This window comes from Streptococcus sp. 29892 (genome assembly GCF_032594935.1).
GTDB lineage: Bacteria > Bacillota > Bacilli > Lactobacillales > Streptococcaceae > Streptococcus > Streptococcus hyiners.
In genome coordinates, this window is record NZ_CP118734.1 from 1,243,497 (window position 1) to 1,265,706 (window position 22,210).

Consider the following 22,210-nt stretch of genomic DNA (forward strand, 5'->3'; position numbering starts at 1 on the left):
GTTAATGTAATCATTCAGAAACGTTTCTTATTTTTTTGTAAACGTTTTCTATATGATAATTATACCCTATTTAACGAAAAAAGGCAAGCTATTATACCATCCTGTATATAGTTCGCCTTTTTATTTTATAGCATTCAGAATGGACTGATTAGCCCTGTCCCTTATTTTTTGCGATTATCTTTAAATTTTACAACCACACGAAGTTGACGCTCAGGGTGTTCAGTCAAATCAATCATTTGAACGCGGGCTTCAAGAATGTCACCATGTCCATAGAATAACATACGACTAATCAAACTATTCTTGTGCTTTGGAATGTAACCTAACTTTTTCCCTTGATACAGAATTACAACAGCCTCTGAATCATAGGGGTTAGTTGGCTCCGCAAGCATTTCCAAAGAAGTTCCCAGCTTCAACTCTTTTAACCATCGCTCCCTTCTCGTTTTCAAGGAGCGAGCTCAGACAGTCCACTGGACTGTCTGACTAGTAAGCAAATCCTGCCAAATGAAAATCTTCAACATGCCGTGTCGGTTCAAAGTTGGCAAATGTCATAAGTAGCCTCCTTAATAAAATCGTTCAGCTTATTCTGCAATCAGAGTTTCCAAGCCGACCTTCATCATGTCTGTGAAGGTGTTTTGACGTTCTTCTGCTGTGGTGTCTTCTTCTGGATTGACCAAGCTATCTGAAATGGTCATAATAGCAAGTGTTTCAACGCCAAATTTAGCACCCAAATAGTAAAGAGCTGCCGCTTCCATTTCAACTGCTTTAACACCGATTTGCCCCAGTTCCAAGTTACGACTGAAGAGTTTTGGTGAGTAGAAACTATCTGAAGATAGAACATTGCCCACATGAGTAGTAATATCGAGTTCCTTAGCAATATGGTAGGCCTTGTCCAAGAGATTGAAGCTAGCAATCTGTGGCAGGTCATATTCTGGCCAATCAATGTTCATCATTTTAGAGTTGGTTGCTGCTGCCTGAGCCAAGACCAATTCCCGAACATGGACATCCTTGTTAAGCGAACCTGCTGTTCCCACACGGATAAGCTTCTTAACGCCGTAGTCGTTGATAAGCTCATGGGCGTAGATAGAAATGGAAGGCATTCCCATACCTGTTCCCATGACAGATACGCGATGACCTTTGTAAGTACCAGTATAGCCAAACATATTGCGGACTTCATTGAAGCAAACTGCGTCTTCAAGAAAGTTTTCCGCGATAAATTTAGCACGAAGTGGATCACCAGGAAGCAAAATCTTATCGGCAATTTCACCTGGTTTAGCAGAAATATGAATAGACATGTATTGTACCTCTTTGTTCTATTTTCGATTGCTTACAATTCAGCCAAGATAGCTTTCACCAATCCCTTGAAGTTGCCCTTGATTTGCTCGGTTACTTCTACGACTTCCTCGTGGTTGAGTTCCGATTGGAAACCAGCCGCAAAGTTGGTGATGGCAGAAATTCCCAAGACTTTCATACCTGAGTGGGCCGCCACGATAACTTCTGGCACTGTTGACATACCGACTGCGTGGGCACCCATGGTCTTGAAGGCCAAGATTTCAGCTGGCGTTTCGTAGGTAGGACCTGTCACACCAAGGTAGACACCATTGTCCAACTTGATACCCAGTTTTTCCGCAACAGCATGGGCTTTCTCACGGTATTCTTTGGTGTAGGCGTTGGACATATCTGGGAAACGTGGACCAAATTCTTCCAAGTTTTCACCAATCAATGGGTTTTGACCTGTCATGTTGATGTGGTCTGTAATGGCCATGAGGGTACCTGGACCGTAACCGATACCACCTGCGGCATTGGTGACAATCACGCCTTCACAACCAAGAGCTTTCATGACACGAACTGGGAAAGTCACAACTTCCATCGGATTTCCTTCATAAAAGTGGAAACGACCTTGCAAAGCCAAAACCTTGCGACCAGCCAAATCACCGTAAACCAACTTACCAGCGTGCCCAACAACTGTTGATTTACCCCAGTTTGGAATATCTGCATAGTCGATGACAATGGCATTTTCAACTTCTTGGGCCAATTCACCCAAGCCAGAACCCAAAATCAAACCGAATTCAGGTTTAATCATTCCTTTTTCTTCTAAGAAATTTTTTGTTTCATAAATTTTTGCAAGTAAACTCATTTTTTCTCCTTTTATAAATAAGTTGACCAGTCATATTCTGGCATGTTTTCTTCGATAATGTCAAGGGGACGGCAGAGAAAGGCTGTCTGTTCTCGCTCGATAATAGGACGGTTGAGCAAGGCAGGTTCTGCAACTAGACGTTGAAAAATGTCTGTTTCAGACAAACCTTGTCGTTCCTCCTCCGTCAACCGAACGACTGCTGAAGGTTGATTGCCCATTTTTTCCAAAAGAACTGTCAATTCTTCCGCAGTCAAGGGATTTTCTAAATAATTAATCCACTTAACATCAAAGCCCTGACTTGGCAGTAAGATTTGTAATTTCTTGCACTTGCTGCAGTCGGGATTGTAATAGACCGTCAGTTGTTCCATTAAACCAGTCCGTCCAAGAAACTCTCACCAATCATGGCTTTTTCGACACCGAAGTTTTCTGCGATAGTAGCGGAAATATCTGCAAAATGTCCAACTGGCAAGACTCCACTTCCCTTGAATGACTTGCTGTAAGCCAAGAGTGGCACATACTCACGAGTATGGTCCGTACCTGCATAGGCAGGGTCATTTCCGTGGTCAGCCGTAATCAAGAGCAAATCGTCCTCACGCATATTTTCGATAATTTCTGGGATACGGGCATCGAATTCCTGCAAGCAATCGCGGTAGCCTTCGATATCACGGCGGTGACCATAAACAGCATCAAAGTCCACCAAGTTGGTGAATGAGAAACCTTTCTCAAAGTCAGCTAACTGCAAGGTTTCAATCAAGACATCGACACCGTGCATATTTGACTTGGTGTGGCCCATGTCATTTGTGATACCTGATGCGTTGAAAATGTCGCTGATTTTGCCGACAGAGTAGGTTGGCACGCCTGCATCAGCAAGTTTGTTGAGGACAGTTGCTTCAAATGGTGACACGGCATAGTCATGACGATTGGCAGTCCGAGAGAAATTGCCTGGCTCACCGACGTATGGACGGGCGATGATACGACCAAGAAGAGCTGGGCGTTCAAGGGTGATGGAACGAGCATATTCACAGATACGGTACAATTCATCCAGTGGAATAATGTCTTCGTGGGCTGCAATCTGAAGGACAGGGTCTGCGGAAGTATAGACGATTAACTCCCCAGTTTCCATTTGGCGAGGACCAAAGTCATCAATGACAGCTGTACCTGAATAGGGCTTGTTTGCCTCGCGGATGATTTTACGACCTGAGAACTCTTCGATTTTTGTCAAAATTTCCTCAGGGAAACCGTCCCAGAAAGTGTCGAATGGCTCAGTGATATTAAGACCCATGATTTCCCAGTGACCTGTCATAGTGTCCTTGCCGAGCGATACTTCTTCCAACTTAGTCACATAGCCAGTTGGACTTTCCTCAGCTGGAACAGTGGCAAGAGCTGTGTCACGAGGGATATTTCCAAGACCGATTTTAGCCATATTGGGCACTGCTAACCCTGCCTTCTCAGAGATATGACCTAGTGTATCAGACTCTGTGTCGTTGACACCAGCATTGAAAAACTTGTCTGCATCTGGTGCCGCACCGATTCCAACAGAATCCATAACCACCAGATGAATACGTTTAAATTTAGACATAAGAACTCCTTTTTCTAAGAACTTGTATTGATAAGCGAGGTGCTGAATAGTGAATACAGGTTCTATTGTTCGTCTTTTCATTATACCACAAAAACGCCTCTCATAGTTACTTTAATGAGAAGCGTTTTCACTTTATTTCTTTTCAAGAATTTTTGGTCCCTGCGGTGTGCCGACAATGACCTTAGAAATCAAGCCTATAAAGAGCCCATGCTCTACGACACCAACTGTTCTATCCAATTCATCAGCCAAGGCGTAGCTGTCTTCAATCCGTTGCAAATCAAGGTCAATGATGAAATTTTTCATATCAGTCACATGTTTCTGACCATCCTTCATCCGAAAACTTGGACGATAACCCTTTTTCTCGAAGAGGCGGAAAAGATTTTCAGAACCATATTGCACCACTTCCACTGGCAACTTGAAGGCGCCAAGGGTATCGACCACCTTAGATTCATCCACAATCCAGATGCTATCCTTGCTGTTGACCGCAACCACCTTCTCCATAAGCAGGGCGGCACCTCCACCCTTGATACCATTGAAGGCTCCGTCAACTTCATCAGCTCCGTCAACTGTCAAGTCTACATAGTCAACTTCATCTATATTCTTTAAAGGAATTCCTAAAGAGGCTGCGTGGTCTGCAGTAGCATGAGAGGTCGTTACACCTGTAATCTGCAAACCTTCTTCCTGCACCCGACGTCCGATTTCTTGTACAAAATAGTAGGCTGTCGAACCTGTCCCCAAGCCAACAATCATACCATCCGTCACAAACTCCGCCGCCTTAATCCCAACTTGTTCCTTTAAATTTGTCATGAATTGCTCCTTTCAGCTAAACCGTTTACATTCATTATAGCATGGATAGAAAATTCTGCCTACTGATTTCTACAAGAAGGCTAATAAAACCTACCCCATCTATAATTTTTCCACATCTTTCAGCTTGACAGAAACAATCTTGGACACACCAGATTCTTGCATGGTCACCCCATACATAGCATCCGCCGCCGCCATGGTCCCTTTTCGGTGAGTCACGACGATAAACTGGCTGTCCTTATCAAAGCGGTTGAGGTAGTCCCCGAAACGCTTGACATTGGCCTCGTCCAAGGCTGCCTCCACCTCGTCCAAGATGACAAAAGGAATGGTCTTGACGCGGATAATGGAAAATAGCAGAGCGAGGGCTGAGAGGGCCTTTTCGCCACCTGACATAAGATTGAGCGATTGGATTTTCTTACCCGGAGGCTGAACTGAAATCTCCACACCCGCAGTCAAAATATCCTGCTCCGTCAATATCAAGTCCGCAGAACCACCGCCAAACATCTGTCTGAAAGTCTGCTTAAAGCTTTCGCGAATGGCTTCAAAGGTGACCTTAAAGCGTTCCTTAACTTCATCATCCATTTCATGAATGGTATTCAAGAGCAAATCACGCGCCGATAATATATCCGTCCGTTGTTCATTGAGGAAGGTCAGACGGTTATTGACCTCATCATACTGCTCAATAGCATCCAGATTGACTGGACCAAGAGCACGAATAGAACGTTCCAAGTCTTTCAAAGCTTGTTCAGCAAGAGGCAAATTCTCTACTTCGTTTGCCTGGTCCAGAGCCGCTTCAAAGCTCAATTTGAAATGCTCTGTCAAATGACCAAGTAAGGTCCGTAGCCGATCTCCAGCCTGCTCACAATCAGCTTCCAGCTTGGCCTGCTTGCGAATGAGGTCATCATTTTTCAAACGAGCCTGGTCCAAACGACCTTCCAAGTCTTCAAACTGACCGTCAATATCTTCCAACTCAAATTTCAAGCGGATTTGAATCTGATTGGTTTGGCTTTGTTTATCAGTCGCAGCCTGTAGTTGCTCTTCCAGAACTTCAATACTAGTATCTTCTAAAGCCTCAACCTTCTGGTTAATCAGGTCTTCCAGGATAGAGATTTCCTTTTCAGTAGTCCCTTTTTCTTCCTGTAAACGACCAAGGTCTGTCTGTTCAAAGCGCAGCTGACTAGAAACTTCTGCCTGCTCCAAGGTCAATTGACCTTTCTGACTTTGTAGTTTTTGCAAACTTTCTTGGATACTGTCGCGATTATCACGCACCTGATTGATTTGATTGTCTAAGGCTTGTTTTTTCTCTGTCAAGGCTTGAAGGCTGGCTTCTTCCTTGCTAGCTTCATCTTCTAACTCAGTCAAAATGCTTGGGCTGACCTGACTCATTTGTAAGTCATACTGCGCGGTCACCTGAGCTAGACGATTTTCTGCCTGTTCTTGATGAATTCTTGCACTCTGCTGGCTCAGTCTAGCCTCTTCCCCCTCAGTCTTGATGGTTTCCAAACTTTCTCTGACCTGGTCTAGACTTGTCTTCTTAGTCGCCACCAAGTTTTCTTGCTCTTTCAACTGGCTAGACAGCTCTGCTGTTTCTCCTAAAAGAGCATCGAGTTCAGGCTTAATGAAAGTGGTGCTGTTATTTCTATTGCTACCACCCGCAAAGGCGCCGCCAGGACGGATTTCAGCACCGTCCATGGTCACCATACGGACCTGAAACTTGGTCGCACGCGCCGCCTGATTGGCATGGTCAATGCTATCAAAAATCGCAATAGTGCCTAGCAAATTTTGGAAAATAGCATCTAGATTTGGTTGATAGGTCACGAGGTCGCTGGCCAGCCCCAAGAAACCATCTGAGGTTTGAAGTAGGGCAAGTTGCTGACTGGACAATTGACGCGGCTTGATAGTGGTCAAAGGTAAGAAGGTAGCCCGTCCTTGACGTTTTTCCTTCAAGAAAGCAATCGCTCGCTTGGCTGTCGCCTCGTCTTCGACGATAACGTTTTGGCTAGCTCCTCCAAGAGCAATTTCCAGAGCCGTCTGGTAACGAGTATCGAAAGTCAATTGCTCACTGACTGCCCCGATGATGCCACCCAGACTAGACGAAGCCTGCAAAACAGCCTTGACCCCTGCGTAGAAATTGGAGTGATTTTTTAAGATGGCTTCCAAACTAGACTGGCGAGCTTGTTTACCCTTCATTAAATCCAGTAAATCAAAAAGACTACTTTGCTCAGCCTGATAGACTGCCTGTGCCTGATCTAGCTCTTCTTTCTTAGTCTGATAGGCTGCCAATAATTCCTTCAAAACTTGATTGGCCTTCTCTGCAGCAAGTCGGCTCTTATCCAATTCTTCTTGAGCCTGATTTTTCTCAGCTTGCAGACGTGCTAGGTCAGCAGATTTACTTTCTGATAAGCTGATTTGATTGGCAATATCCTGCTGAATCTTGGTCAAGCGGTTTGATGCTTCAGCCTCTTCCTGCATGAGGGCGACATACTGCTCACGCAGATGGTCCAAAACCTGATCTGGATCTTCGGAGAAGTAGGAAATTTCCTTATCCACCGCAGCAATATCTTCTTTCAAGCTAGACAAAGAACGCTCCAACTGATCAATTTTCTCTTGCCTTTGCCCAATCTGTTGTTCCAAACTAGCCCGCTTCCCTAGCATACTTTCCAAACGCTCTTGAGCCTCTTGGCGACTGGATTCATTCTGACTAGATTCCAATTTATGAACCTCAATTTTTCGCTCCAAGTCACTGATCAACTTGGTCAAATCCAGCAAAATAGCCTGTTCACGCTCCATTTGCTCGGATAGGCGATGGCGTTTTTCTTTTAAGGACTGGTTTTCTTGCTCCAGCTCCGAACGCTGTTGGTAGTAGCTTGCTAATTCTAACTTGACTGCCTCAAGCTCGCTTTCCTTGGCAGTCAAAGCTTCTTTACCATTTGTCAACTGAGCAACCAAAACATCCAGATACAGTTCCTTACGTTGGCCATCAAGTTCCAAGAATTGTTTAGCCGTTAGCGCCTGTTTCTCCAAGGGTTTGACCTGATTGTCCAATTCATAGATAATATCGTCCAAACGGTCCAAATTTCCTTGAGCCTGTGCTAGCTTGCTCTCCGTTTCTTTCTTACGGGTCTTGTATTTTAAGACCCCTGCTGCCTCTTCGAATATGGCTCTGCGTTCTTCTGGCTTGGAATTAAAAATAGCCTCAACCCGTCCTTGCGAGATGATAGAAAAGGAATCACGCCCCAAACCAGTATCCATGAAGAGATCGTGAATATCCCGCAGACGAACCTTCTGACCATCTATCAAGTATTCGCTATCGCCAGACCGATAAATATGGCGTTCTACCTTGATTTCTTTATTCTTATTGGCAATAAAACCTGAACTATTATCCAAGGTTACCACTACTGAGGCATAGTTAAGAGCCTTACGGCTTTCAGTCCCCGCAAAGATAACATCCGGCATCTTGCCTCCACGCAGGCTCTTGGCAGAAGATTCTCCCAAGGCCCAACGCAGACTTTCTGTAATATTGGACTTGCCCGAACCATTTGGTCCTACAACAGCAGTCACCCCACGGTCAAAAACTACCTTAGTCTTATCTGCGAAGGACTTGAAGCCCTGCATTTCAATCGATTTAAGATACATACCTATCCTCTAGCCTCCACAGCATTTTTTGCGGCGGCTTGTTCAGCTAACTTTTTGGAACGACCACGACCACGACCAATCACATGCTGGTCTGCAGATACCTCGACTTCAAAGGTCTTATCGTGGGCAGGACCTGATTCAGCCACCACCTGATAAGAAATTGCAATCTCACCATTTACCTGCAGGATTTCCTGTAAGGCAGTCTTGTAGTCGGTCACGCGCTCAAAATTCCCCTCTTCCAGACGAGGAATCATGACCTTATGAATAAAGTCCTCCACGGTCTTTTCTCCCTTGTCCAATAGCAGAGCTCCTAAGAAAGCCTCGAAAGCATCTCCCAAAATGGTATCACGATTGCGCCCCCCAGACTTCTCTTCTCCTCTACCAAGACGAAGGAAGCTATCAAAGCCACAGGCACGCGAAAAACCAGCCAAGGACTCCTCACGAACAAAGGTCGAACGCAACTTGGACATCTCCCCTTCCGGTCTATCAGGATATTTTTTATAGAGGTACTTGGAAATCATCAACTGGAGAACAGCGTCTCCTAAAAATTCCAAGCGTTCATTATGTGAAATTTTTAGAAGGCGATGCTCATTGGCATAAGAAGTATGGGTAAAAGCCGTTTCCAACAAATTCAAATCCGAAAAATCAATCCCAAAATCCGCCAAAAGTTTTTTATGTAAATCTTTCATCATCTAACTCCTTTCTAAAGAGTAATCCTTACAAAATAGAAGTTTCAAATTCACTTCATCCTAATATTATACCACATTTCCCACAGGACTTCCCTCTGGAGCTGAACATTCAACAAATAGCCCTCTTCATCTTTTTGCAAACATTTACATATCCATCCTTTTTCGATAAAATGGAAGAAAAAAGAAGGGAGTTAACATGCAAAACAAACCAAAACCACTCAACACCTCGCTCCTCTCCCTCTTTCAATTCATGGGAGCTGTTTTAGTCATCGCCCTCCATTGCCGCAGACTATTTGAAGCAGACCAGCTCCACTTCATCCAAAAATCCATCTTTAGTCGCATGGTCGTTCCCTACTTCATGGTCACCGCCAGCTTCTTCCTCCGACGCAACTACCCTAGCCTCTCCAAACAATACCTGATCCGCTACAGCAAGCAGTACCTGACCTGGTCCGTCCTCTACCTACCCTTCTACCTCTTCTACCTAACCCTCCAAGAAATCCCCCTACTCCACTACCCCCTCGCACTCCTAGTCGGACTGACCTACACAGGCACCAGCTACCAACTCTGGTACATGCCCGCCTTCCTGCTAGGTCTTGTCCTCGTCCACTATTCTTTAAGGAAATGGGGCTGGCGCATCACAGCTTGTCTAGCCTGCCTTCTCTATCTCCTAGGCTCAGTCGAAACCTACTCCTCCTACCTGGCAGAATCGATTTTCCTGACCGCATTTGACAGCTACAAAACCTTCTTTTTCACCAGCCGCAACGGCCTCTTCTACGCACCGATTTTTGTCCTGACAGGCTTTTATCTAGCCGACAAACTCAATCAACCCATTTTCCAATACCGACAAAAAACCAAACTACTTGTCTGCATAGCCCTTTTAACTTTTGAGGCTACAATCATCTATCTCAATCAGGGCTACGACAAGAACTTTCTATTTAGCCTGATTCCATTCACAGCCTATCTAGTCGCCTGGACCCTAACCACAGACCTCTTCCGCCAAAAGAAATTCCAATTTCTCAAAGAATACGCCAGCTATTATTATTTTATCCATGTTATCCCAGTCGAAGCCAGCTTTTTCTTCCTAGAAAATCATTCCCTGACTATAATACAGCAAGGTTGGCTAGTCTTCTTTATCACCATCATCACTTGCCAACTGCTCAGCTGGTTAATCATTAAACACAAAAGAACCTTGTAAGATCTAACTTACAAGGCTTTTTTACAAATTAAAATCCTCTTTCAACTTATCAATCACCTGTTGGAGCAGGTCGCGATTGACACTGTATTTGACATCGCTATTTTTTGTATTGAAGAGAAGTAAGTCACCGTTAATCAGCTTTTGGGTGTGGAAAGACACTGCCGCCCCTGTAATAGCCAGACGTTCTGCAATGTCCTTGCTCTTGGCATGGGGCTTGGTCAGCTCCACCAAGACCTGATAACGCGTACTATCGCTGATGACTTTAAGAGCCGTTATCAAATCATCCAGATCCAGCTCGTCATTTGACAGCATCATCTGATCAATTCGACAGGATGCTAAAAGAGCGACTTTCATATAGTCAAATTGTTCATTGCCATAATAAGCAAACCAATAATTCCACGGACTGAGAACGAAGAATTGAGCATTTTCAACACCCAGAGTATCTAAGCTGGTCATGGCTAACTGCTTGGATTCTCTGTAGAGTTTTTCAATGTCAAAATCCCTAGCAAAGGCTTCCCGCTCTGCTCTTGCCCCTTCAAAATATGGCTGATAGATTGGGAGTAGCTTGTTCAGGAGATTGACAGACAGCTGAACTGTTTCTAAAGGATTGCGAATAGCCAGTGACCAGTACCACTTATCTGCTGGTTTTTTATCTGTCTTTTCCAAGAGTTCCATGAGACTGAGGGTCTTCTCACGGTGACCGTCATTTTCAGACGCCAACATGGTTCGCATGGCATCTTCTACTTCTGCTTGAGACAGCTTTAAAATCAATTGACAAGCTTCCTCAACTGTCTTTGGATCCTGCCCATCATTCAAGAGATAGAAATAAAGACTATGCAAAATGTTAAAAATATGTCCCCAAACAAAGACTTGATTGACTTCCTGACGAAAATCTGCCAACTTTTCTTCAATCTCATCACGAATGTCTAAGGCATCTTTGAGAATGTCTTTTTCTTTCTGTGAAAAATCCGCCTCAATCGGTTCCTCACGTTCTCTAACAATTAAAGGAATAAAGAATTTTTCAACAATTTCGCTTCTATAATCTCGGTAATCTAATTTCATACGCATACTTTCTAAGCTTGAACTACTTGGTTATTTGATTTACGACCTGTAAGAATAGTATAGCTTACTAGTCCCACAGAAAGCAAGAGGAAGATGAGGGAAATACTTGTCGCAGAAAGCACCGTCACCATAAGGGCAACCAAGGCTTGACCACCTACCATACCAATCTGGCAGAAACTGTCAATCCCACCACCGACAGTCGCCAATTTATCTTCTGGCAATTCATTGACAACCAAGGCATTCATTTTGGGATTGAAAATGCCCAAAGTAACTGCCGTTACAAAGATCACTGCTAGTACCACATAGATGTTGTGAAGAAAGAAACCTGAGAAAAGTAAAACAGGCATCAATGTAGAGAACTTGAGGAGGTTTATTAGACTGACATTTTTAAAGAATGCCATACCCAGACTAGAGCCCAAAATGCTACCGACTGAGAAGAGAATAGAAACCAAAGCAACGGTTGTTCCTACATTGACAATCACAAAGTCTGAGAACTCCTTCATATTTAGAATAACTAATGGTGAAAGTGCGGTAAAAATGGCATTCAGGCTGGCAATAGTAATAATTGACGCTTTGAGAACAGGAATATTCTGCACGGCTTGGTAGGAATCTTTGATACTCTGTCCAATTCCTTTGACAATACCAGCTTCAGTTTCCACTTGCTCAGCTTGCTGGATAGGATTTTCCTTCAGTAGCTTGGCAAGAGCTGGACGGAGGGTTGCCATGATGGCAAGACTGACCAAGAAGGTTCCTGCATTGAAGAAGGCGAGATTCTGGTAAGACATAAAGCCGATGAGAATGGCACCGCTAGCTTGGAAGGCGATTTGCAGAAGTGATCTCACTGTCATCTTGAAGGCCATTGCGGTTTCGCGGTCTTCCGCTGCCACAACCCGCAAGCTGACTGGCATATAAAGCCCATTTTCGTATTGACCAGCCAAGTCTGATAGGAAATTGATGACGCAGACCACCGCTACAACCCAGAGGGCAGGTGCAAATCCCATCAAGCAGCCAACAAAGGCATAGAGAACGACACGAACCAGCAGGGTTGCCAGAATGGTATCCAATTTGTTTCTGGTCTTGTCTGCCCAAATCCCGATAAAGAGGCCAGCCAAAATCGGCAAGGTTTCAGATACGGTAATCATAGCCAGGGCAAACTTGGTATCTGGAAGTAGCAAGACATAGTTCATCAGGGCTAGGTAGTAGAGTGTGTCACCAAAGTTGGAAATCAAATCCGCTACAAAGCTGGATAGAAATAATTTATTGTTGACTAGTTTCTTCATAAGCATCTCCTTAAACAGATATTAAACGTTTGTTTAATATTATTTTACACTTTATTTTAATAAAGTCAATGCTTAATTTTATAAAAATTAAATATTTTTTAAACAATTATTTAATTTTTCTTCTATCTGGCTTTTTCTTGACAAGATAAGCACAGTTTGTTATAGTATTGTTCGGGCACCTCTTTTGAGAGGTCGGAGAAAAGGCTCCCTAGTTTTAGGGAGCTATTTTTTGTTTTTCCCGAAGTTTAGTACATCATCGGAGGACTTATTGGATGAAAAAAATCGCATTTGATTCAACTAAATACTTGAATTTGCAACGTGATCACATTTTAGAGCGTATTGCCCAATTTGAAGGCAAGCTCTATATGGAATTTGGTGGAAAAATGTTGGAAGATTTCCACGCAGCCCGTGTTTTGCCAGGTTATGAACCAGATAACAAAATCAAACTCCTCCAAGAGTTAAAAGACCAAGTAGAGATTGTCATCGCCATCAATGCCAGCAATATCGAACATTCTAAGGCACGCGGTGACTTGGGTATTTCTTACGACCAAGAAGTCTTCCGCTTGATTGATACATTCAATGATATTGATATCTATGTTGGTTCTGTGGTCATTACCCAGTACCGCAACCAACCAGCAGCAGATGCCTTCCGCAAACAGTTGGAAAAACATGGCATCAAATCCTATCTCCACTATCCAATCAAGGGCTATCCTTCTGATATCGACCACATCATTTCACCAGAAGGCATGGGCAAAAATGACTACATTGAAACCAGTCGCAATCTCGTCGTTGTCACCGCACCTGGACCAGGTTCAGGAAAATTGGCGACCTGTATCTCCCAGCTCTACCATGACCAGTTAAATGGGGTAACTTCTGGCTATGCCAAGTTTGAAACCTTCCCCGTTTGGAACTTGCCACTCCACCACCCAGTAAACTTGGCTTATGAAGCAGCTACCGCAGACCTGGACGACCTCAACATGATCGACCCCTTCCACCTTCAAACTTATGGAAAAACTGCGGTCAACTACAACCGTGATATCGAGGTCTTCCCTGTCCTCAACCGAACATTTGAACGCATTTTGAACAAATCCCCTTATGCTTCACCAACTGACATGGGGGTCAACATGGTGGGCTACTCCATCGTAGACGAAGAGGCTGCAATCGAAGCATCTAAGCAAGAAATTATCCGCCGCTACTACCAAACCTTGGTTGATTTCAAAGCGGAGCGGGTGAGCGAGCAAGCAGTTAAAAAGATTGAACTCCTCATGAACGAAGTAGGCGTGACACCTGCTGACCGTAAGGTTGTTATCGCTGCGCGCGAAAAAGCAGAGCTGACTTCCAGCCCTGCCCTTGCTATTCAGTTGCCAAATGGTGAGATTGTCACAGGTAAGACCTCTGACCTCCTCAAACCAACTGCAACTGTCCTTCTCAATGCCATCAAGCAAATTGCTAAAATCGATGATGAAACACTTCTCATCGAACCAAACTACATCCGTCCAATTCAAGAATTGAAGTCAGATTATCTGGATAAGACAAATACACGACTCGATGCAAGTGAGATTCTTAACGCCCTTGCCATCACTGCTCAAGATAGCCCTCTTGCTGCACGTGCCATGAAAGAATTGGGCCAATTAAATGGTAGCGAAGCCCACTCAACCGTTATCCTATCCGATGAAGACAAGAGCGTTCTCCGCAAATTAGGCATCAATTTAACCTTTGATCCTATCTATCAGCACAATAAGTTTTATCAGAAGAACTAAAGACAAAAATAGACTTGCCCCGGCAAGTCTATTTTTTGTTATAGAAAAAAAACAAGGATATTTCTAGCCTTGTTTTTCCATTTTATCTATTAGTTGAAATCAACATACTCTTTTTGAAGTTCAAGAACTTCTTCTGCCGTTGCACATTCTGTCAAGGCACGGTGAGCATACTCTTCCATCTTAGCTGTGTCAAGTGTCTTCATGAGGCTACGTGTACGAAGGACAGAAGTTGCACTCATAGAGAACTCATCCAAGCCCATTCCGACAAGAAGTGGAACAGCTTGTTGGTCACCAGCCATCTCACCACACATACCAGCCCATTTGCCTTCTGCGTGTGCAGCCTTGATAACGTTGTTGATCAAGCGAAGAATAGATGGGTTGTAAGGTTGGTAGAGGTATGAAACTTGTTCATTCATACGGTCTGCTGCCATTGTGTACTGGATAAGGTCGTTTGTACCAATTGAGAAGAAGTCAACTTCTTTAGCAAATTGGTCAGCAATCATTGCTGCTGCAGGGATTTCAATCATGATACCCACTTGGATATCATCTGCAACTGCAACACCTTCAGCCAACAAGTTCGCTTTTTCTTCTTCAAGGATTGCTTTTGCTGCACGGAATTCTGTCAACAAGGCAACCATCGGGAACATGATACGAAGTTTACCATGTACTGATGAACGAAGAAGGGCACGCAACTGCGTACGGAACATTTGGTTACCAGTTTCAGAGATTGAGATACGAAGTGCACGGAATCCAAGGAATGGGTTCATTTCGTGTGGAAGGTCGAAGTAAGGAAGTTCCTTATCACCACCGATATCCATAGTACGAACCACAACTGGCTTGCCATTCATACCTTCCAATACTGCTTTATAAGCTTCATACTGCTCATCTTCAGTTGGGAAGTCTTGTGAGTCCATGTACAAGAACTCTGTACGGTAAAGACCAACTGCCTCAGCACCATTATCGTTTACACCTTCAACGTCTTTTGGTGTACCGATGTTAGCTGCCAATTCAAAGTGTTTGCCGTCAGCTGTCACTGTTTGAGCATCTTTCAAGAGTGCCCACTCAGCTTTTTGTTTAGCATAGGCTTCGCCAGCTGCCTTAAATTCTGCAATCACTTCTTCAGATGGGTTGATAACAACTTCACCTGTGATACCGTTAACAGCGAGGACATCACCATCTTTCACGATTTCAGTAATATTATTTGTACCCAATACAGCTGCAATCTCAAGTGTACGAGCCATGATAGCTGAGTGGCTTGTACGTCCACCGATGTTTGTTACAAAAGCTTTAACAAACTGTTTGTTCAATTGCGCTGTATCAGATGGTGTCAAGTCGTGTGCGATAACGATAGACTCTTCATCAATTGTCGCTGGGTTTGGCAAACGAACGCCAAGCAAGTGAGCAAGGACACGTTTAGCAACGTCGCGGATATCTGCTGCACGCTCTTGCATGTATGGGTTATCTTCCATACCTTCAAAGATAGCAATGAACATATCCGTTACTTCTTTCAAACCAGTTTCAGCATTTGTTTTCTTAGCACGGATAGTTTCCTTAATCTGACCAATCATTTCTGGGTCAGCAAGAACCATCAAGTGTGCATCAAATACGGCTGCGGCTTCTTCACCAAGGCTAGCTACTGCGTTCTCACGAATAACAGAAAGCTCGTTTTGAGAGGCTGCAAGAGCAGCATCCAAACGAGCCTCTTCTGCATTTGTATCTTCAACTGTAACAGTTTCGAAGGACAAATCTGGCTGAACGAGTAGATATGCCTTAGCAACGGCAACACCATCAGATGCTGCAATTCCTTTAAGCATTTCTGTCATCTTCTTATGCCAATCCTTCTTTTTCCATTGTTTCAGTGATAGCTGCGATTGCATCGTCAGCATCTGCACCTTCAGCAGAGATTGTTACATCAGCGCCTTGACCAACACCAAGACTCATAACACCCATGATAGATTTAAGGTTAACTGATTTTTCTTTGTAGTTCAACGTGATGTCTGAAGCGAATTTGCTAGCAGTTTGAACAAGCAAAGTTGCTGGACGTGCGTGGATACCTGTTTCTGCCACGATGTGGAAGTCTTTTGAAGCCATAGTTGGATTCTCCTTTATTTTTACAAAATTTTGAGTTATTTTTGATAACCCTTACAAAAAGCATTATATCACTTTTTGAAATCATTTTCAAGAATTTTTTGCGTTTCTTTCAGTAAAACTATTTTTTATGAGATTATAAAAGTCCTGAAAACATCTTGAAAGCTTAGTTTCAAAGGATTTATGCTATTTACACAAGATATGGTGTTTGTTCGTTTTTTGTCATACTATATTTTGTGATAGTTCTGGACTTCCTTCTTGACTTTGCTCCCAAAATCTTGTATGCTAGATTGGTATATTTATTTTAAAAAGGAGAAATTGAATGGTTACCATCTATTCAAAAAATAATTGTGTTCAATGTAAAATGAGTAAAAAATTTCTTGATGAGCACAATGTGGCCTACAAAGAAATCAATCTAGACGAGCAACCTGAATTTATCGGACATGTGAAAAGCCTTGGTTTTTCAGCAGCGCCAGTTATTGAAACTGAAAATGAAGTTTTCTCAGGTTTTCAGCCAACTAAATTGAAAGCCCTAGTCTAATCCCCTACCTCCCTGTTATATAGAAAGAGATTGCGATTATGAGTTTGAAAGAATTAGGCGATGTATCCTACTTCCGTTTAAATAACGAAATCAACCGTCCAGTCAATGGACAAATTCCTCTCCACAAGGATCTAGAAGCAGTTAAAGCTTTCTTTAATGAAAATGTCCTTCCAAATACTAAGAAATTTAATAGCATTTTAGACAAGATTGCCTACTTAGTAGAAGAAAATTATCTTGAAAAAGAATTTTTAGATCAGTATAGCCCAGAATTTATCATTAAAATCCATCAATTTTTAAAGGACCAAAACTTCCGCTTCAAGTCTTTCATGGCAGCCTACAAGTTCTACAACCAGTATGCCCTTAAAACCAACGACGGTGCCTACTACTTGGAGAGCATGGAAGACCGAGTTCTCTTCAACGCCTTGTATTTTGCAGAGGGCAATGAAGAATTAGCCTTGAATTTGGCCAACGAAATGATCCATTTGCGTTATCAGCCAGCTACTCCTTCCTTCCTCAACGCAGGTCGTGCTCGTCGTGGTGAGTTGGTGTCCTGTTTCCTCATCCAAGTCACAGACGACATGAACTCTATTGGACGTTCTATCAACTCTGCTCTGCAATTGTCCCGTATCGGTGGTGGCGTCGGCATCTCCCTCAGCAACTTGCGTGAGGCAGGCGCACCAATCAAGGGCTACGAGGGAGCTGCATCTGGTGTTGTCCCTGTTATGAAACTCTTTGAGGACAGCTTCTCCTACTCCAACCAACTTGGACAACGCCAAGGGGCTGGGGTTGTTTACCTAGATGTTTTCCACCCAGACATTATCGCCTTTCTTTCGACCAAGAAGGAAAATGCCGATGAGAAAGTGCGCGTGAAGACCTTGTCACTTGGAATCACTGTTCCTGATAAGTTCTATGAGTTGGCACGTAAAAATGAAGACATGTATCTCTTCAGCCCTTACTCTGTTGAATTGGAATATGGTGTGCCTTACAGCTACCTTGATATTACTGAAAAATACGACGAGTTGGTAGCAAACCCACGCATTCGTAAGACAAAAATCAAGGCACGTGACTTGGAAACAGAGATTTCTAAACTGCAACAAGAGTCTGGTTACCCTTATGTCATCAACATCGATACCGCCAACCGCAGCAATCCTGTTGACGGCAAGATTATCATGTCCAACCTCTGTTCAGAAATTCTACAAGTCCAAACACCTAGTGTCATTAACGATTCTCAGGAATACTTAACATTGGGTACAGATGTGTCATGTAACCTTGGTTCAACCAATATTGTCAACCTCATGAAGTCACCTGACTTTGGTCTTTCTGTCCGTACCATGACACGCGCTCTTACTTACGTAACTGACCATTCGCACATTTCTGCGGTACCTTCTATCGAGGCTGGAAATGAACGTGCGCATTCTATCGGTCTTGGTGCTATGGGACTTCACTCATACTTGGCACAAAACTTGATCGACTACGGATCAAAAACAGCTGTGGAATTTACCAACATCTACTTCATGCTCCTCAACTACTGGACCTTGGTAGAATCAAATAACATTGCCCGCGAACGCAAGGCGACCTTCCACAACTATGACAAATCAAAATACGCGGACGGTACTTATTTCGACAAGTATGTGACTGGAGATTACCAACCGCAATCTGACCGTGTCAAAGAACTCTTTGAAGGAATTTTCATTCCAAGCGGGCAAGACTGGGCTGAACTACGTGAGAAAGTCATGGCAGATGGTCTTTACCACCAAAACCGCCTAGCTGTTGCACCAAATGGATCTATTTCCTATATCAATGATGTCTCTGCTTCTATTCACCCAATCACACAACGGATTGAAGAACGCCAAGAGAAGAAAATCGGTAAAATCTACTATCCAGCAGCAGGTTTGGCAACCGAGACCATTCCATTCTACAAGTCTGCCTATGATATGGATATGCGCAAGGTCATCGATGTTTATGCTGCCGCAACAGAACACGTGGACCAAGGGTTGTCCCTCACTCTCTTCCTACGCAGTGAGCTTCCAAAAGCCCTTTACGAATGGAAAAAAGAGAACAAACAAACAACGCGTGACCTCTCTATCCTCCGTAACTACGCCTTCAACAAAGGTATCAAGTCAATCTACTACATCCGTACCTTTACCGATGACGGTGAAGAAGTCGGTGCAAACCAATGTGAAAGTTGTGTAATCTAACGTAGCAAGATTAGCTGTTGGCAAGCCAACTATCTAATCTAAGCCAACCGCTATGAGCGGATTAGCTAGCTACCTCACTAACTCCGAAACTGAAGAAATATCGTCTTCAGTTTCTGCGTGTCGTAAGACACTAATGCTAAAGCACCTAATGAATGAACGGTACTGACCATCTCGTCACTACCTAAGTGGCTTACTATCGTCATTTGGTTTTTCTTTTATTACTTCGTTAACTCGCCTTGCCTAACTCCAGTTATGCCTGCAGCTCGTTGCCTAGTACTAAAAGTAAACTAAAAGACTGTACCTCGAAAAGTCGTTAAGTTCGAACGACTTTTCTCAGGTCGTAACTTGCAAGGGTTTAGCTGTTGATCAATCAACTAGCTAATCTAGGCTAACTGCTATTTGCAGATTAGCTAGCTAGCTAGCTTACGACAAATTACGCTACTTGCGAACAAAGCAATCTAATGAACGTCCTTGGGGCGTTTTTTAGCAAAAAATATGATACAATAGTGTAGATATTTCTAGAAAAGAAAGAGAGAAATATGGAAACCTACTACAAAGCCATTAACTGGAATGCCATTGAGGATGTGATTGACAAGTCAACTTGGGAAAAGTTGACAGAGCAATTCTGGCTTGATACGCGTATCCCCCTATCAAACGACTTGGATGACTGGCGCAAACTGACTGCTGAAGAAAAAGACCTGGTTGGTAAGGTCTTTGGTGGATTGACCCTCTTGGATACCCTTCAATCTGAAACAGGTGTCCAAGCTCTTCGCAATGACATTCGGACACCGCATGAAGAAGCTGTTTACAACAACATTCAATTCATGGAGTCTGTTCACGCCAAGTCTTACTCTTCTATCTTCTCAACCTTGAACACCAAGTCTGAGATTGAAGACATCTTTGAATGGACCAACAGCAACGAATACTTGCAACGCAAGGCAAAGATTATCAACGAAATCTACGAAAACGGTACTCCACTTGAAAAGAAAGTAGCCAGCGTTTTCCTAGAAACCTTCCTCTTCTACTCTGGTTTCTTTACGCCACTCTACTATCTTGGTAACAACAAGCTGGCCAACGTTGCGGAAATTATCAAGCTGATTATCCGTGACGAGTCTGTGCACGGTACCTACATCGGTTACAAGTTCCAACTTGGTTTCAATGAATTGTCCGAGGAAGAACAAGATAAGCTTCGCGACTGGATGTATGACCTCCTCTACCAACTCTACGAAAACGAAGAGGGCTACACACGCTCCCTCTATGATGCAGTTGGATGGACTGAGGAAGTCTTGACCTTCCTTCGTTACAATGCCAATAAGGCCCTCATGAACTTGGGACAGGACCCACTCTTCCCTGACTCAGCGGATGATGTCAACCCAATCATCATGAACGGTATTTCAACTGGTACATCTAACCACGACTTCTTCTCCCAAGTCGGTAACGGCTATCTTCTTGGTGAAGTGGAAGCTATGCAGGATGATGATTACCTCTACGGTTTATAATCAAAAAAAGCAGTTCATCTGAGCTGCTTTTATTATGCTAAAAATACAATCATCAAATAAGAAATGCCGTTGTTAAGCATATGTAGAGCCATTGGGTAGCGAATGTCTTGCTTCACCAAATAGAGCCAGGCAAAAGTTATCCCCATTGTAAAGTAAATCAAAAATTGTGGTAGGGTTGCTGGACCATGCACAAAACTAAAGAGGGTTCCTGAAACTAGACCATAGAGCACCACAGATTTGACATCCGATAATTTAGGGAAGAAATAGGTTGCCATGAAACCACGGAAAATCAATTCTTCAAAGATACCTGCAAAAATGACTACCAGGAAAAAGGAGTGAATAGGTGCAGACTGGATAAAGGCAACTGCATTTTTCTGATTGTCCGATTCAGGAACGGGTACTAGAAACTGGAGAATGAAGAATGCAAGATAGGCCAACAGTGGATAGGCCATATGCTTCAGCCAAGGCTTATCTAGCGTCAGCTGCATTGTTTTTCTTGGGTACAAGACTTTCCAAAGAAGGTAGGAAAAACCAATTAACAAGGGCAGACCCACAATCAGTCCAAACCAATACAAACCCTCTGCAGCACTAGCTGGAATACCCTCTACCTGCTCAGTAGCCCATGGTAACTGGAGGAACTGGGCACCGAATTGATAGGCAATGTAATAGGCTAATAATAAACCAGAATGTTTAAAAAATTTCTTCATTATGTATTCCTCCTTATTCTAAAACAGTCACATCAACAATATTATCGACCCGAACCAATTTGGTTTCCATCTCTCCTGTCGCTAATTCACGGGAAATTTTAACCCAATCCTCATCCACAGCTAAAATGCTGTATTCGTAAATGGTCATAAGTTCCTCATCGAAACGGATTTTGGCTTTACTTCCGACCAATTCTTTTAATAAAACAGACATCTGATTTTCTCCTTTTAGACCTTTTTGTAGTTTGTTCACCTTGCTTTGCAACTGCTTCACCTTTTTCCTATCTGACAGGTAAGTGAACAATAAATAAGCAAAGGCTATCCATAAAAATAGTTCCATTTTTACCTCCTAAATCAAACCCAGGCTTTTCATGACTAGCATGAGCAAAAATCCGAGAAGATTATTGAGACTGTGTAAGATGAGTGCATTGGAATAGTTACCTGAAATACGATAGACTAGACCTAAAACCAGACCCATACCTCCGTAGATAACCCAAGAACCGATATTGGTCGGACTATGTACAAGACCAAATAGAAAGCTAGACAGAAGCAGACCGACCACCGACTGCCTACCGAAGACCTTGCCCATCAGAATACCACGACAAATCAATTCCTCCAGAACTGGGGCAAAAAGTACCGCAAAGAGAAACAGGAGCACGGTCGGCATATCAGAGTTGTTGATCATTTCTTGGTTGGATGGTATTTTGCTATACCCTTCTTCCAGCGCAATCAGTTGCCCACCAATCATTTTCAGACCAAACATAACGATAAAAGCAAGGGTGACAAAGCCAATATTCGTGAAAACTCCCCACTTCTGCTCACTTTTCCATAAGCCTAATTTGCCCGTCACTATAAGTCCAAGCACCACTGCAACCAACAAGATAGCTACAGCAAGCAGTAGATTATGACCGTCAAAATTTGGTAAGGCGAAAATCGCCAACTGGGCTACCACGTTTAGTGCAACGATAGCCAGTCCCACTAAGAGAAACTTCCAATTCTTCACCACATTCCAATCTTTGACACTTCCAAGTCTATTCATAG

General features: G+C 43.3%; 20 protein-coding genes. 5 read left to right on the top strand and 15 right to left on the bottom strand.

Annotated features, from left to right (window positions below; translation table 11 throughout):
• Nucleotides 1-161 precede the first annotated feature (161 nt).
• The 8 genes from PW220_RS06245 to rnc form a co-directional block, all read right to left on the bottom strand.
• Nucleotides 162-413, bottom strand: a complete 252-nt coding sequence (locus PW220_RS06245; protein ID WP_316716101.1) for an HIRAN domain-containing protein — start codon at nt 411-413, stop codon at nt 162-164.
• Nucleotides 414-578: 165 nt separating this feature from the next.
• Nucleotides 579-1,292, bottom strand: coding sequence for a purine-nucleoside phosphorylase (deoD, locus tag PW220_RS06250; RefSeq protein ID WP_248032349.1), 714 nt, complete (start codon nt 1,290-1,292; stop codon nt 579-581).
• A 32-nt stretch (nt 1,293-1,324) separates the two neighbouring features.
• Nucleotides 1,325-2,134, bottom strand: coding sequence for a purine-nucleoside phosphorylase (locus PW220_RS06255; RefSeq protein ID WP_172049669.1), 810 nt, complete (start codon nt 2,132-2,134; stop codon nt 1,325-1,327).
• Nucleotides 2,135-2,145: 11 nt separating this feature from the next.
• Nucleotides 2,146-2,502, bottom strand: coding sequence for an arsenate reductase family protein (locus PW220_RS06260; protein WP_248055116.1), 357 nt, complete (start codon nt 2,500-2,502; stop codon nt 2,146-2,148).
• Complete coding sequence (locus PW220_RS06265; protein ID WP_105125330.1) at nt 2,502-3,713, bottom strand: phosphopentomutase; 1,212 nt, start codon at nt 3,711-3,713, stop codon at nt 2,502-2,504. The genes PW220_RS06260 and PW220_RS06265 overlap by 1 nt, the downstream gene beginning before the upstream one ends.
• 132 nt (nt 3,714-3,845) lie before the next feature.
• Nucleotides 3,846-4,520: a ribose-5-phosphate isomerase RpiA gene (gene rpiA, locus PW220_RS06270; protein WP_248055115.1), complete on the bottom strand. Its 675-nt coding sequence runs from the start codon at nt 4,518-4,520 to the stop codon at nt 3,846-3,848.
• A gap of 99 nt (nt 4,521-4,619) precedes the next feature.
• Nucleotides 4,620-8,153, bottom strand: coding sequence for a chromosome segregation protein SMC (smc, locus tag PW220_RS06275; RefSeq protein WP_248055114.1), 3,534 nt, complete (start codon nt 8,151-8,153; stop codon nt 4,620-4,622).
• Nucleotides 8,154-8,155: 2 nt separating this feature from the next.
• Nucleotides 8,156-8,842, bottom strand: coding sequence for a ribonuclease III (gene rnc / locus PW220_RS06280; RefSeq protein WP_248055113.1), 687 nt, complete (start codon nt 8,840-8,842; stop codon nt 8,156-8,158).
• Nucleotides 8,843-9,038: 196 nt separating this feature from the next.
• Between rnc and PW220_RS06285 the strand changes: the two genes are divergently transcribed.
• Nucleotides 9,039-10,037: an acyltransferase family protein gene (locus PW220_RS06285; RefSeq protein WP_248055112.1), complete on the top strand. Its 999-nt coding sequence runs from the start codon at nt 9,039-9,041 to the stop codon at nt 10,035-10,037.
• 21 nt (nt 10,038-10,058) lie between these two features.
• Here the strand turns inward: PW220_RS06285 and PW220_RS06290 are convergent, their stop codons facing one another.
• Together PW220_RS06290 and PW220_RS06295 are read right to left on the bottom strand one after the other, a co-directional pair.
• Nucleotides 10,059-11,099 (bottom strand): ArsR/SmtB family transcription factor, encoded by a 1,041-nt coding sequence (locus PW220_RS06290; RefSeq protein ID WP_248055111.1) that lies wholly within the window; start codon nt 11,097-11,099, stop codon nt 10,059-10,061.
• 11 nt (nt 11,100-11,110) lie between these two features.
• Nucleotides 11,111-12,379 carry an MFS transporter gene (locus PW220_RS06295; RefSeq protein ID WP_248055110.1) on the bottom strand — a complete coding sequence of 423 codons (1,269 nt, stop codon included), beginning with the start codon at nt 12,377-12,379 and terminating at the stop codon, nt 11,111-11,113.
• A 272-nt stretch (nt 12,380-12,651) separates the two neighbouring features.
• Here PW220_RS06295 and PW220_RS06300 point away from each other — a divergent pair, with 272 nt between their 5' ends.
• Nucleotides 12,652-14,139, top strand: a complete 1,488-nt coding sequence (locus tag PW220_RS06300) for a DUF1846 domain-containing protein (protein WP_248055109.1) — start codon at nt 12,652-12,654, stop codon at nt 14,137-14,139.
• A gap of 89 nt (nt 14,140-14,228) precedes the next feature.
• Here PW220_RS06300 and ptsP read toward each other — a convergent pair whose 3' ends face one another.
• Entirely contained in the window at nt 14,229-15,962 is a 1,734-nt protein-coding gene (gene ptsP / locus PW220_RS06305; protein ID WP_105118014.1) for a phosphoenolpyruvate--protein phosphotransferase, read from the bottom strand.
• A gap of 4 nt (nt 15,963-15,966) precedes the next feature.
• Complete coding sequence (locus PW220_RS06310) at nt 15,967-16,230, bottom strand: phosphocarrier protein HPr (RefSeq protein ID WP_002936050.1); 264 nt, start codon at nt 16,228-16,230, stop codon at nt 15,967-15,969.
• A 319-nt stretch (nt 16,231-16,549) separates the two neighbouring features.
• On the opposite strand from PW220_RS06310, the gene nrdH reads away from it, so the two are divergent.
• From nrdH to nrdF, 3 genes are all read left to right on the top strand, one after another.
• Nucleotides 16,550-16,768 carry a glutaredoxin-like protein NrdH gene (gene nrdH / locus PW220_RS06315; RefSeq protein WP_248055108.1) on the top strand — a complete coding sequence of 73 codons (219 nt, stop codon included), beginning with the start codon at nt 16,550-16,552 and terminating at the stop codon, nt 16,766-16,768.
• 38 nt (nt 16,769-16,806) lie between these two features.
• On the top strand, nt 16,807-18,966 hold the full coding sequence (gene nrdE / locus PW220_RS06320) for a class 1b ribonucleoside-diphosphate reductase subunit alpha (RefSeq protein WP_248055107.1): 2,160 nt from the start codon (nt 16,807-16,809) through the stop codon (nt 18,964-18,966).
• Nucleotides 18,967-19,505: 539 nt separating this feature from the next.
• Entirely contained in the window at nt 19,506-20,465 is a 960-nt protein-coding gene (nrdF, locus tag PW220_RS06325) for a class 1b ribonucleoside-diphosphate reductase subunit beta (protein ID WP_248055106.1), read from the top strand.
• 32 nt (nt 20,466-20,497) lie between these two features.
• Here the strand turns inward: nrdF and PW220_RS06330 are convergent, their stop codons facing one another.
• The 3 genes from PW220_RS06330 to PW220_RS06340 are packed head-to-tail and all read right to left on the bottom strand — an operon-like array spanning nt 20,498 to nt 22,208.
• Nucleotides 20,498-21,172 carry a CPBP family intramembrane glutamic endopeptidase gene (locus PW220_RS06330; protein WP_172091826.1) on the bottom strand — a complete coding sequence of 225 codons (675 nt, stop codon included), beginning with the start codon at nt 21,170-21,172 and terminating at the stop codon, nt 20,498-20,500.
• Nucleotides 21,173-21,185: 13 nt separating this feature from the next.
• Nucleotides 21,186-21,509 (bottom strand): hypothetical protein, encoded by a 324-nt coding sequence (locus tag PW220_RS06335; RefSeq protein WP_172028556.1) that lies wholly within the window; start codon nt 21,507-21,509, stop codon nt 21,186-21,188.
• 9 nt (nt 21,510-21,518) lie between these two features.
• Entirely contained in the window at nt 21,519-22,208 is a 690-nt protein-coding gene (locus tag PW220_RS06340) for a CPBP family intramembrane glutamic endopeptidase (RefSeq protein WP_248055105.1), read from the bottom strand.
• Between the last annotated feature and the right edge of the window lie 2 nt (nt 22,209-22,210).

What these genes read in the sequence shown, in the direction of transcription:
- rpiA (WP_248055115.1), bottom strand. Translation starts at nt 4,520, where the DNA reads ATGACAAATTTAAAGGAACAAGTTGGGATTAAGGCGGCGGAGTTTGTG.
- nrdH (WP_248055108.1), top strand. Translation starts at nt 16,550, where the DNA reads ATGGTTACCATCTATTCAAAAAATAATTGTGTTCAATGTAAAATGAGT.
- nrdE (WP_248055107.1), top strand. Translation starts at nt 16,807, where the DNA reads ATGAGTTTGAAAGAATTAGGCGATGTATCCTACTTCCGTTTAAATAAC.
- PW220_RS06285 (WP_248055112.1), top strand. Translation starts at nt 9,039, where the DNA reads ATGCAAAACAAACCAAAACCACTCAACACCTCGCTCCTCTCCCTCTTT.
- smc (WP_248055114.1), bottom strand. Translation starts at nt 8,153, where the DNA reads ATGTATCTTAAATCGATTGAAATGCAGGGCTTCAAGTCCTTCGCAGAT.
- PW220_RS06265 (WP_105125330.1), bottom strand. Translation starts at nt 3,713, where the DNA reads ATGTCTAAATTTAAACGTATTCATCTGGTGGTTATGGATTCTGTTGGA.
- PW220_RS06335 (WP_172028556.1), bottom strand. Translation starts at nt 21,509, where the DNA reads ATGGAACTATTTTTATGGATAGCCTTTGCTTATTTATTGTTCACTTAC.
- PW220_RS06295 (WP_248055110.1), bottom strand. Translation starts at nt 12,379, where the DNA reads ATGAAGAAACTAGTCAACAATAAATTATTTCTATCCAGCTTTGTAGCG.
- PW220_RS06255 (WP_172049669.1), bottom strand. Translation starts at nt 2,134, where the DNA reads ATGAGTTTACTTGCAAAAATTTATGAAACAAAAAATTTCTTAGAAGAA.
- PW220_RS06260 (WP_248055116.1), bottom strand. Translation starts at nt 2,502, where the DNA reads ATGGAACAACTGACGGTCTATTACAATCCCGACTGCAGCAAGTGCAAG.
- nrdF (WP_248055106.1), top strand. Translation starts at nt 19,506, where the DNA reads ATGGAAACCTACTACAAAGCCATTAACTGGAATGCCATTGAGGATGTG.
- rnc (WP_248055113.1), bottom strand. Translation starts at nt 8,842, where the DNA reads ATGAAAGATTTACATAAAAAACTTTTGGCGGATTTTGGGATTGATTTT.
- PW220_RS06300 (WP_248055109.1), top strand. Translation starts at nt 12,652, where the DNA reads ATGAAAAAAATCGCATTTGATTCAACTAAATACTTGAATTTGCAACGT.
- PW220_RS06340 (WP_248055105.1), bottom strand. Translation starts at nt 22,208, where the DNA reads ATGAATAGACTTGGAAGTGTCAAAGATTGGAATGTGGTGAAGAATTGG.
- PW220_RS06330 (WP_172091826.1), bottom strand. Translation starts at nt 21,172, where the DNA reads ATGAAGAAATTTTTTAAACATTCTGGTTTATTATTAGCCTATTACATT.
- PW220_RS06290 (WP_248055111.1), bottom strand. Translation starts at nt 11,099, where the DNA reads ATGAAATTAGATTACCGAGATTATAGAAGCGAAATTGTTGAAAAATTC.
- PW220_RS06310 (WP_002936050.1), bottom strand. Translation starts at nt 16,230, where the DNA reads ATGGCTTCAAAAGACTTCCACATCGTGGCAGAAACAGGTATCCACGCA.
- ptsP (WP_105118014.1), bottom strand. Translation starts at nt 15,962, where the DNA reads ATGACAGAAATGCTTAAAGGAATTGCAGCATCTGATGGTGTTGCCGTT.
- deoD (WP_248032349.1), bottom strand. Translation starts at nt 1,292, where the DNA reads ATGTCTATTCATATTTCTGCTAAACCAGGTGAAATTGCCGATAAGATT.